Origin of the sequence: Nostoc sp. S13 (assembly GCF_029379315.1) — a bacterium.
GTDB lineage: Bacteria > Cyanobacteriota > Cyanobacteriia > Cyanobacteriales > Nostocaceae > Nostoc.
The window spans coordinates 1-10,799 of sequence record NZ_JAQYWQ010000170.1; the positions used below are offsets into that span (position 1 = coordinate 1).

General features: G+C 43.3%; 9 protein-coding genes and 1 pseudogene. 2 read left to right on the forward strand and 8 right to left on the reverse strand.

What is annotated here, in order from left to right; translation table 11 throughout:
- Positions 1 to 185 precede the first annotated feature (185 nt).
- From PUQ00_RS30445 to ppsA, 5 genes and pseudogenes are all read right to left on the reverse strand, one after another.
- Entirely contained in the window at positions 186 to 761 is a 576-nt protein-coding gene (locus PUQ00_RS30445) for a GNAT family N-acetyltransferase (protein WP_300423501.1), read from the reverse strand.
- Between the two features lie 171 nt (positions 762 to 932).
- Positions 933 to 1,259 (reverse strand): element excision factor XisI family protein, encoded by a 327-nt coding sequence (locus PUQ00_RS30450; RefSeq protein WP_300423512.1) that lies wholly within the window; start codon positions 1,257 to 1,259, stop codon positions 933 to 935.
- Positions 1,260 to 1,391: 132 nt separating this feature from the next.
- Positions 1,392 to 1,583, reverse strand: a complete 192-nt coding sequence (locus PUQ00_RS30455) for an element excision factor XisH family protein (protein WP_300423502.1) — start codon at positions 1,581 to 1,583, stop codon at positions 1,392 to 1,394.
- Positions 1,561 to 1,836 (reverse strand): annotated as a pseudogene (locus tag PUQ00_RS30460) (element excision factor XisH family protein). Before PUQ00_RS30460 ends, PUQ00_RS30455 begins: the two are co-directional and overlap by 23 nt.
- A gap of 12 nt (positions 1,837 to 1,848) precedes the next feature.
- Positions 1,849 to 4,359 (reverse strand): phosphoenolpyruvate synthase, encoded by a 2,511-nt coding sequence (gene ppsA / locus PUQ00_RS30465; protein WP_300423504.1) that lies wholly within the window; start codon positions 4,357 to 4,359, stop codon positions 1,849 to 1,851.
- Positions 4,360 to 4,611: 252 nt separating this feature from the next.
- On the opposite strand from ppsA, the gene PUQ00_RS30470 reads away from it, so the two are divergent.
- Complete coding sequence (locus PUQ00_RS30470) at positions 4,612 to 5,436, forward strand: Uma2 family endonuclease (protein WP_300423505.1); 825 nt, start codon at positions 4,612 to 4,614, stop codon at positions 5,434 to 5,436.
- 202 nt (positions 5,437 to 5,638) lie between these two features.
- On the opposite strand, the gene PUQ00_RS30475 is transcribed toward PUQ00_RS30470, so the two are convergent.
- Both PUQ00_RS30475 and PUQ00_RS30480 read right to left on the reverse strand, forming a co-directional pair.
- Complete coding sequence (locus PUQ00_RS30475) at positions 5,639 to 6,079, reverse strand: DUF29 domain-containing protein (protein WP_300423506.1); 441 nt, start codon at positions 6,077 to 6,079, stop codon at positions 5,639 to 5,641.
- A 251-nt stretch (positions 6,080 to 6,330) separates the two neighbouring features.
- The gene (locus tag PUQ00_RS30480) at positions 6,331 to 8,259 is read right to left on the reverse strand and encodes an alpha-amylase family glycosyl hydrolase (protein WP_300423508.1); all 1,929 of its coding nucleotides are present in this window, start codon (positions 8,257 to 8,259) and stop codon (positions 6,331 to 6,333) included.
- Between the two features lie 634 nt (positions 8,260 to 8,893).
- Here PUQ00_RS30480 and PUQ00_RS30485 point away from each other — a divergent pair.
- Positions 8,894 to 9,943, forward strand: a complete 1,050-nt coding sequence (locus tag PUQ00_RS30485) for a hypothetical protein (protein ID WP_300423510.1) — start codon at positions 8,894 to 8,896, stop codon at positions 9,941 to 9,943.
- A 75-nt stretch (positions 9,944 to 10,018) separates the two neighbouring features.
- Here PUQ00_RS30485 and PUQ00_RS30490 read toward each other — a convergent pair whose 3' ends face one another.
- Entirely contained in the window at positions 10,019 to 10,225 is a 207-nt protein-coding gene (locus PUQ00_RS30490) for a hypothetical protein (protein WP_300423511.1), read from the reverse strand.
- Between the last annotated feature and the right edge of the window lie 574 nt (positions 10,226 to 10,799).

Genomic DNA, 10,799 nt, shown 5'->3' on the forward strand with positions numbered 1-10,799 from the left:
GGGCATTGGGCATTGGGCATTGGGCATTGGGCATTGGGCATTGGGCATTGGGCATGGGGCATTGGGCATGGGGCATTGGGCATGGGGCATTGGGCATTGGGCATGGGGCATGGGGCATGGTATTCTTTTTGTTCCCTTGTCTTCCTTATCCCCCTGCTCCCGTGCTTCCCCTGCTCCCTGCCCCCCTACTCCCTGCCCCCTGCTCTCCTGCTCCCCCTCCACTCTTCAGGTGCATCTAGTTGGAACAGGAGTAGTTCAATGCCGTAATACTTGTTTGTCCGCCCTATTGGTTTCATATCCAGCCGTTCTGTTACACGGATTGAAGCATGATTTTCTGGTTTTACTACGCCATAAATTACTGGCAAATTCAAAACACTAAATCCGTAGTTGAGCATAACTTGTCCTGCTTCTGTTGCATACCCTTTACCCCAAGAAGCTCGCCTCAAATGCCAGCCTACCTCATAATCTTGAGTGGGTAAACCATCTTTGTCGGGTAATTGTAACAGAAGGATAGTTCCGACAATTGTCATAGTTTCCTTTTCCACAATTGCCCAAGTTCCAATACCATTGTTGCGTCGATGCGATCGCTGAATACCTTCAATCAAGCGCTGACGCTGTGACTCAATGCTTGTGACGCTGGAAGCTTTACCTAGAAAGTTCGTAACTTCAGGGTCATTATAAATTACAAAGGCTTGCTCGGCATCGCCTTCGGGTATCCAACTGCGAATAATCAAGCGTTCGGTTTCCAACAGAATTGTCATCTTACCTTTGACTAAACTAAATCGCCATTCTGCAAAATAGTAAGATACTTATGGTTGAGTAGTCAAAAGTTATGTAGACAATTACACAAATAAAATATGGCGATCGCTATGCTATAGGCAGTTATCCAGAAGTTCAACTACGGTTGGTTATGCGATGCCTGCGGCGGTAAACTACACAAATTCTGAATTTTTTCTCAGTTCTTCAGACCGAAATCCTAACACAATCCGATCCTTCGCCACACCAGCCCTAACCAGTTCTGTTGCAATCCCCTCTTCAGTGCCATCACGTTGAATCCAAATTTTGTCATCAATGATATCAATGTGAATCAGACAGCCATGCACGCGGCGTGTTGCAGTCACAGAAAGTTCAGGCACTGGTTCTCGACCAAGAATCATCACCAAATATCGATCCTGTTCTTTATCAAAAATAGTTTCATGCTGAATATTACCGTAAGAGTAAGGAATTTTCGTGTGTTCAGTAAAAATACTGCAAATTATCTGTCTGTATTAGACTTATCCACAAATAAACCTCAAAATAGCTGAAACCCTTACATAGCTGGCTTTTTAGCTTATATAAAACAGGAACCTCTAAAACCCTCTCCAGAGCTAGGTTTCAGCCAAATAAAGTTCTCATTTCCGGATAAGTCTATTGTTCCAGAGTATCCATCGGACTATAACCTCCCGCTTTGGATTGAAAACGATCAGAGGAATTTTGTAGTCTTCCAATATAAGTTTACCAAGTGGTTCTTCCTCAAAAATGTCAGTAAAAATATCCTCATGAACAGCAATATACAAAACCCTATCTGGATAATTGCGGGACATTACAGCAAGGTAAGTAAAGTACTGACCAATTCACCTGTTCGAGGTCTGCCACTTCCGAGTCACCACTAAAGGTCTTGATTTCAACAGCAATCTTCTGCGTTCCTTTTTCTGCTATGAGTAACTTTTCGGCTGCTAAATCCACGTAAAGATCCTTCTTTCCTCATTTTAGATGAAAGGGATTGTTGGCAATTGTCCAGCCATCTTTGATCAGCGCATTCTTCAAGTTCTCGTGGTAGCGGTCTCTAGCTGGCATAAATTACTCTAATTACGAATTAGAATTACTCCCCTCGGCTTTCGCCACTTCCAGCATCGTCTTTAAAACCGAATCTGGATTCAGACTAATCGAGTCAATTCCTTGTTCAACCAAAAACTGAGCAAATTCTGGATAGTCGCTGGGTGCTTGCCCACAAATGCCGATTTTGCGATCGCATTTTTTCGCCGCTTCTATGGCCATTTTCACCATTCGCTTCACACCTTGATTGCGTTCATCAAACAACCGTGCCACTAATGCCGAATCCCTATCTATCCCTAATGTCAACTGAGTTAGATCATTGGAACCAATTGAGAAACCATCAAATACCTCAGCAAACTCCTCAGCCATAATTACATTATTGGGCAACTCACACATTACATAAACCTGCAAGTCGTTAACACCTTGCTTTAAACCATTTTTTGTCATCTCTGCCAAAACCAAACGTCCTTCATCGGGAGTACGACAAAAAGGAATCATCGGGATCACATTTGTCAAACCCATTTCTTCCCGTACCCGCTTGATGGCATGACATTCTAGGACAAAAGCTTCTCTGTAACCTTGATCATAGTAACGCGCCGCCCCCCGCCAACCCAGCATTGGATTTTCTTCATTAGGTTCAAACTGTCGCCCACCTAACAAATTGGCATATTCATTACTTTTGAAATCTGACGTTCGGACAATCACTGGTTTGGGATAAAATGCCGCCGCAATTCTACCTATACCTTGGGCTAATTTATCTACAAAATATTGGGGTTTATCGTCGTAAAGTGTAGTAATCTCAGCAATTTTAGCTTTGACAAATTCATCTTTTAACAAGTCATAGTGAATCAACGCCATTGGATGAATTTGAATTTGATTAGCGATGATAAACTCTGTCCGTGCTAAACCTACGCCATCGTTGGGAATTGCGGATAAACTCAATGCTTCTTGAGGATTACCCACATTCATTAAAATTTGAGTGCGAGTGCGGGGTAAGTTCTCTAAAGCGACTTCTTCAACTTCAAAAGGTAATAAACCTGCATAAACTTTTCCCTCTTCCCCTTCAGCGCAAGAAATTGTTACCTCTTGACCAGGTTTTAAAATTTCCGTAGCATTGCCGCATCCCACGATCGCAGGTACACCCAATTCTCGCGCAATAATTGCTGCATGACATGTCCTACCACCAGAGTTGGTGACAATTGCACTGGCGCGTTTCATAATTGGTTCCCAATCAGGGTCAGTTCTCTCTGTCACCAAAACTTCCCCGGCTTGGAACTGTCCGAGTTTCTGAACATCTAAAATTAGGCGTGTTTTTCCTTGACTAATTGCTTCTCCAATCGCACGCCCAGTAATTAGAGGGGTTGGGCTTGCCGTGAGCGTAGCCGAATGGGATTGGGAAGATTTTTCCCCAGTTCCTAGTCCCCAGTTTCCAGTTTCCAATAACAACCGATAACTCCGCAATACATTTCCCGTCTTCTGCGACTGGACGGTTTCGGGACGCGCTTGCACAATAAAAAGTTGATTAGTAATTCCATCTTTTGCCCACTCGATATCCATTGGAGTAAAAATACCGTGGACTTGGGAATAATGGTCTTCAATTAAACACGCCCAACTTGCTAGTTGTAAAATCTCTTGATCACTCAGGGCAAATTTGCCTCTTTCACTGGCCGAAACAGCCACATTTTTCGTAAATTTGGAGCCGTCATCATAAATCATTTTCAGTTCTTTGCTGCCCAATTTTTTATCGATAATTGGGCGGAAACCAGCTTTTAAAGTTGGTTTAAAAACATAGTATTCATCGGGATTTACAGACCCCTGAACAACGTTTTCGCCTAAACCATAGGCGGCTGTAATCAGTGCCGCATCCTTAAAACCGGTTTCTGTATCAATAGAGAACATCACCCCAGAGGTAGCTAAGTCAGAGCGCACCATTTTTTGCACGCCCACAGCTAGAGCAATGCTAAAATGGTCAAATCCCTTGGTGTGGCGATAAGAAATGGCGCGATCGGTAAATAGGGAAGCAAAACATTTATGGCAAGCTGCTAAAACTCCTTCGGCACCGACAACGTTGAGATAAGTTTCCTGTTGCCCGGCAAAACTAGCATCAGGTAAGTCTTCAGCAGTGGCGCTAGAACGGACTGCAACATCTGTCTCTGCGTTGTATCGTTCACAAAGACTAAGGTATGCTGTGGCGATCGCTTGCCGCAATTCTAAAGGAAATGGGGTGTGGATTAATAGCGATCGCGCTTTTTTTCCTCGTTCTTGTAAATTTTTGACATCTTCAACATCTAAATCAGTAAAGAGTTGGCGTAGCTTTGCTTCTAACCCTGCTGATTGAATGAAATGACGATAAGCGTAAGCAGTAGTGGCAAATCCGGTGGGAACGTTAATGCCTTTGGGCGTTAGCTGTTGAATCATTTCCCCCAGTGAGGCATTTTTACCACCAACTACAGGGATATCAGCAATACCAACTTCATCAAACCAGAGAATAAGCGATCGCTCTTTGGCAGATTGAGATAAAGTGCTTGTAGATACTGTAGTCATCTGTATTACCTCTGGAGTTGATGTTCCGTCTCTGAGTGCGTAATCGCTAGTATATTTTTCCCTTGTTTAATTTTAGTGTTTGTAGCAATTGTATTGGCGGGTAAGCTAAACTCTTGCCCGCCTTTGGTTAACCCTTAAAATTGAGCCATGCGTTCTGCCGCTTGGCTTTTGAGTAGGGGTATGCCAACGCTATAATTAAAGCCAAGCAAGTCTTGTGTCAACTGGATAACTACCGCCCAGGAAACCGATTCTATGTCACCGGAAATCACCACCGAAGTAATCAACCCTACAACTGACATTCTGGACTGGCAACCCCCCATGCCACCCACAGATTTAATCTTTGATGACGGAGAACCTTTGGAAACTAACCGCCACCGCGTCGCCATGAATCTGTTGATTCGTTCTCTTAAGCATCACTGGGCAGAACGCACTAACTTTTTCACAGGCGGTAATATGTTTGTCTACTACAGTAGCAAGCAAGCCCGCAATCAAGATTTTCGGGGGCCAGATTTTTTTGTAGTGCTGGATGTCGATAGCAATCCAAGGCGGTTAGGCTGGGTGGTATGGGAAGAAGAGGGACGCTACCCCGATGTGATTGTTGAGTTGTTGTCCGACTCCACAAAAGCAGTAGATTTGGGGGCAAAGAAGCACTTGTACGAACAGGTGTTTAAAACAAAAGATTATTTTGTATTCCATCCGTTGCAGCCCAATTCTTTGCAGGGATGGCACTTAAATACAGATATAGGCTACCAAATATTGTCCCCAAATCCTCAAGGTTGGTTATGGTGTCAGACTTTGGGGCTATGGTTGGGCACTTGGCAAGGCAAAGTGGAAGATGACCCTGCTATCTGGTTAAGGTTTTATGACGAAGCAGGCAATGTGGTGTTATTGCCAGAGGAAGGAGAACAGCAACGCGCCGATGCTGAACAGCAACGCGCCGATGCCGAACAGCAACGCGCCGATGCTGAACAGCAACGCGCCGATGCTGAACAGCAACGTGCCGATGCCGAACAGCAACGCGCCGAACGATTAGCACAGCGATTGCGAGACTTGGGAGAAGATCCAGATCGGTTTTAATCAACATCACGACATGTCTAAAGAACATCACAACATGTCTAAAGAACAAAATACAAAATAAAGTTAAAAAACGCTGTAAAGGACTTCCAAATAAAAAAATATCCCAAAACGAGCAAAAATCCTCTCTAATTCTCCTTTCTCAGTGTTCTCTGCGTCTCTGTGGTTCGTTTATTTGGATAATTTATTTCTGGGAACTCCCTAACTAGACAAAAAATTCGGGTTCAATAACCTGTTCGATACTAAAAGGACACTCAAGGGAAAAAGTCTCTATTGGTATTTGAGTCTCATTTGCTGCGTCTCGACGGGCACGGCGATAATATTTCTGTATCCACTCCCAGTCTTCAAGAAAGCGCTGCAAACTAGGAGTATCTTCCAGACAATCCTGAATTTTGTTTCGGCAGTTTGAAATTGTGTTAACCCAACTTTTGGTTTTTCGCTCTGGTTGATATTGGCATTTGAGTAAGTGCATTAAAAGCACCTGCAAATAACTTCCAAGTTCCTTTTGTTCACTCCGACCCAAAGCCGCTAGTTCCTCTACCAAATGTTCAATGTCTAACTCAGCCCACCGTCCTTTCTTTAGACACTCAGCTTGTTGTTGTGTCCACAGCAGAAAGTCCTGATTGTAAAGTGTTCCTTTACTCATCAACAGTTATCCTCTCTGCTTTCAGCGATATTTCTCATATTTTTGCCCAATCCTAGCCTACAAATAATCTCACAAAAGTAATCTAGCAATTACTCCTGTGATCAGCATCGTTATCTTGCAGGTTGCGTCGGGCACAGCAACCGTTGTTCTCCTTGGCTGTAATCGTAGAGTTTTTTTATTACACAAGATACATCAAAAGAGTGAAGAATCAAAATTTTAATCCTTCGCTCTTCATACCTCATTCGATATTTCTAAGATTCCCTTCCCGATGCCCAGGTATCACGCCATTTAACAGTACCTTCTTTGGCAATCACCCAACGACGATTTACGAGATTTTCCCGCAGAGGCGATCGCCCTTCCCGCCACATGGCATATTTATAAGCAATTAGCTTACCAGTACTCTCATCAAAGGGAATCTCGGCAGACCAGGTATTCGAGTTGATGTACTCTAAAGGATATGCTTTACTGATATCCCAGTTACCCAACTCTGGGCAATCTCCTGTAACCACAATGATTTCACCAAGTTGGGTATCCACGCCATTGAGTTGCACGCGCACAATTGTCTGTGCTTTTATCCGTTCGCCAACGTGGCTGAAAACAAGCACTCCCCGTTCTGCTAGTACTAGGTCATAAATCTTGCCGTCTTTTACCTCATACTTATCGCGAGTCACCACGCAGGTATGTTCCCCATCGGGTAATTCCGTTTCTACTTCTGGCAATGTAACTTCTCCTCCCCGGTTTAAAGCGACAAAACACAGGGAGTCACGATAGCGGCGCACATAGCAGTAAACGTCGGGTGTTAAGTATTTTTGCCAGTGGCTACCCATTGACACGGCTGGATTCAGTCGCCGTAAGCCAGACAGCAGCCTGATGCAACGATAAATCTCACTCTCAGTATTCCAACTTTCCATCATCGGGCGATTGTACGGATCGTTACCGCCATCGGTGTCGTCATGCAGATACTGTTCTGTGCCGTAGTAAATGCAGGGAATGCCGCGAGATGTCATAATTAAAGCGATCGCTAGCTTCAACATCGCTGGATCGGGGTTCAGCGATTGGAAGCGGCACATATCATGATTATCGATGAAAGTGACTAACTCTGCTGCCCCGTTATAGCGATAATCCTGGTCAAAAATGTATTGAATTGTTTGGAATCCGTTTTCTGAACCTTGTCCCAATGCGGCTCGAATTGCCACACACAACCCAAAGTCTAGAAGTGTCATGCCTGAGTGGTTAACAAATTCCACTGAGAGATCGTCAGTAGGATTACTGTAAATCCATTCACCAAAAATAAATACATCTGGTTTGTGATTGCTCATATCGCCAGTGAATTCTTGCCAAAACCAGATGGGCATGTGCTTGACAGTATCCACCCGCAGTGCATCTACACCCCGGTCTAGCCATTGTTTGATTGCTGACTTAATATACTCACGATATTCAGTATTATTTTCATTGAAGGTTGCTAGACCAGATAGTTCACAGTTCTGTACTTGCCAATCGTCTTCCCAGTTTTGCACTTCGCCATAGTGGTGATACCAATTATTGACATCTTCATTGAAGTCAGCAATTTTCACGCCATCATCATACAATTCGCCTTTGCTACCACTGGTATCAGGTGTGCTATGGTTGCAGACAATATCTAGCACCAGCTTCATATTCCGCTTGTGCAGTTCTATAATTAACCGATCAAAGGTTGTATTTTTTTCTTCCTGGGTAACATTTAAAGAAGGGTTCTCTCCGTCAGCAATGTAGCGAGGATTGAGCCGCTTAAAATCTTTTGTCCAATAGCCATGTAGCGCTGCATTACCAACAAATAACTCTTCAACCTGCTCAAACAGTGGAGTTAGCCAAAGGGCTGTCACTCCCATGTTTTTGAGATAATCTAATTTATCGATGACACCTTGCAAGTCGCCACCCCAGTACTTACCCCAATCTTGTCTAGTTTGATCGTACAATTCTGAGTTTGTACCTTCGCTGTTATCTGGATCGCCATCATAAAAGCGATCAACCACAAGAAAGTAAATGGTTTCCTGACGAAATTCAATATCTCTGGTGTAAAGAAACTCTAGGTCAATCTCAGTATCTGATGATGGTGTTTGTATAATAGCTTCTACTTTTTCTTGTGCAGAATCAACTTTGTATTGATCTGGTGAAAACTGAGATGGAGGGGTTTGTACCATAAAAAAACTTGAAATCTTATCTAATTCAGTAATTCATATTTGTAGAACCAATACTACAACCTTTTGAGTATTATGTCTGACTACAAACTTCGGTATTGTGACATCCGGCCCACGGTGTAGGTATCTATCGCTAGCTAGTTTATAATTTTATCGATAAATGTAATTCATCTGCTAGAAGATAAAAACAAAGGAGTATAGCAGTTATTAACCCTAATTGCTTCCGGGAATCCCAAAAAATAAATTTTCCAATAGTTAGTAAGGTGCGTTAAGGAAGTAACCCACCGTTTTTATTTGATTTATTGCGGTGCGTTAGCCTACCCTCCGGGAATGCTAAAAGCGAACGCCGTAACGCACCGTACTAAATGGAGATTCTTTTAGTTGGAAGTCTCTGATCACAAAAATTTACAATATCTAGTCAAAGTAACTTGCGGTAAATATTGAGCCTAGCTTGTGTTTAAGTATATATTTGACAAAAGATTTTAGGACAGTCAACAAGGTTTTGTTACACCTGAGCAATACTGAGTAAACCACGTATTAGCCAACTTTTTCTCTAGAAGATTCGCTCCATTGTTAAACTGACCATTGTCACTTTCAATATGTTATTACTATCAAATAATTAATTCAGGTAGCAATTATGACCAAGTATGACAAGGTTTTTAACTCACCAAAGACATCAGAGGAATCACTAAGTCCAGAGGAAGCAGTGGCGGCGATCGCAACTGTGACTGCGATCGCTGATTCATCTATTGAAGATGTAGATGCAGAAAGTTTAGCGGGTATCCTCTGGGAATTCGAGGTCTTTGAGGAATACTCAGAAGATGAAATCACAGAAATAGTTGATAGACTCATAGACATTGTAGAACTAGAAGGAATTGGGCCTTTGTTTAATGTCGCTAAAGTATCTCTCTCAGAGGAATTAGTGCTAGATGGTTTTGCAGCTGGGGTGATAGTGCTTTTAGACGATGAACTCACTATCCCCAAACCGAAACAAGCCTACCTCAAAAAGCTACAAGCAGCCTTGGAACTTGAGGATGAAGAAGCAGAGGAAATCATCAAAGAGGTAATTGCCGCCTTTAAAGAAGCAGAAGAGGAAGAATATGCAGATGACGAAGATGAAACAGTAGTCATCGAAGATTTTAGTGAACAGACATATCAATCCCCTTTAGGTAATTTTACGGTGCCGATTCCGGTTGATCCGCAGCAGGGCGGTAGAATTCAAAGCCAGGAAGGAGTAGTTGGCTTTTCTGATGACATCGGTACTTTGCTGAGAATCGATTATTATCCTTTCCCCTTAGAACAGTTAGAGGAACTGGAGTCTGTTGGACAAGAAGAATATTTACAAGCAATCTTAGTAGATAAGTATGTACCCCAAGCGATTTTTGCCAATGTACCAGATGCTTCTGTGGAGTATACCGAATATTTGGAAGACACTTTGCGGGGCGCTTACTACGTGTTAATCGACATGCCCAAAGGTTCGACGATTTCTAAGCAAGAAAATAATGGAACTGCGATCAGATTAGATGCTTACCGAGGGCTGCTAACTTTTATCAGGGGTGAATTTTTGTATATAGTTAGTAGTCAGCACAGCTTTATTAACGGCGAAACTCCTGATTCCGTCGAAGAAGAAGCCGAAGACATTAAGGAGAGTATTTTTGAGTTTGTTGAGACTATAGAGTTTGCTTAGTACAGCTTTGCGTAAAAGCGTAGGGTTTTTAATGCAGGGGAACGCATTAACAATCCAAGCCAATGCATTAACAATCTAAGCCAATGCATTAACAATCCAAGCCAATGCATTAACAATCCAAGCCAACGCATTAACAATCCAAGCCAACGCATTAACAATCCAAGCCAATGCATTAACAATCCAAGCCAATGCATTAACAATGCGTCGGCTTGCATTAGGATTGGAGAATATTGCAAAATTTAATTCGCTACGAATTACAGATGTGGTGCAATATGCAAACACGCCATCGCTAAATGTCAATACGGTTCAGTTAGAGATGATTTATAAAGTAAACCTTAAATTGTAGGGTGCGTTATAGCAACGCTTAACGCACCGAGAAACATGGTGCGTTACGGCTACTTCTCACTCTCTCGAACTCCCAAATCCTTGCATAGCCGTAACACACCCTACTTAATATTTACTTTATAAATAGCCTCTTAAGGCTAAAACTCTTTGTCAAAGCAATTTTTTTAACGAACCGCAGAGGAGAGGCAGCGCGGTCTTGGGGGAGCCAGTGCGTTGGGCGGCTTCGCCGACTTGTTCGCGTAGCGTCTCCCCTTGGGAGAAGCATCTGGCGTGGTCTCCCCCATGAGCGACTGCCGTCGCAAAAAAGAGGCAGCGCGTTGCAGTGAATCCAGCGCTGTAGGCGGGTTTCCCGCCGTAGGCGACTGGTGAACCCGAAGGGGGGTTCCCACGCCACTCCCCCCAACGGAGGGAACCTCCGCAAGGGGGTGGCTAAGAGTTGTAGCGACTGTCGTCACAAAGGAAGAGAAGCAAGAGAAGGAAGAGAAGCAAGAAATGCTTAACTGAACTGTAT

Excerpts from the sequence above, each read along its gene's own strand:
- PUQ00_RS30455 (WP_300423502.1), bottom strand. The coding sequence starts at position 1,583 with ATGTCCCGCAATTATCCAGATAGGGTTTTGTATATTGCTGTTCATGAG.
- PUQ00_RS30445 (WP_300423501.1), bottom strand. The coding sequence starts at position 761 with ATGACAATTCTGTTGGAAACCGAACGCTTGATTATTCGCAGTTGGATA.
- PUQ00_RS30475 (WP_300423506.1), bottom strand. The coding sequence starts at position 6,079 with ATGAGTAAAGGAACACTTTACAATCAGGACTTTCTGCTGTGGACACAA.
- PUQ00_RS30485 (WP_300423510.1), top strand. The coding sequence starts at position 8,894 with ATGACCAAGTATGACAAGGTTTTTAACTCACCAAAGACATCAGAGGAA.
- PUQ00_RS30470 (WP_300423505.1), top strand. The coding sequence starts at position 4,612 with ATGTCACCGGAAATCACCACCGAAGTAATCAACCCTACAACTGACATT.
- PUQ00_RS30480 (WP_300423508.1), bottom strand. The coding sequence starts at position 8,259 with ATGGTACAAACCCCTCCATCTCAGTTTTCACCAGATCAATACAAAGTT.
- ppsA (WP_300423504.1), bottom strand. The coding sequence starts at position 4,359 with ATGACTACAGTATCTACAAGCACTTTATCTCAATCTGCCAAAGAGCGA.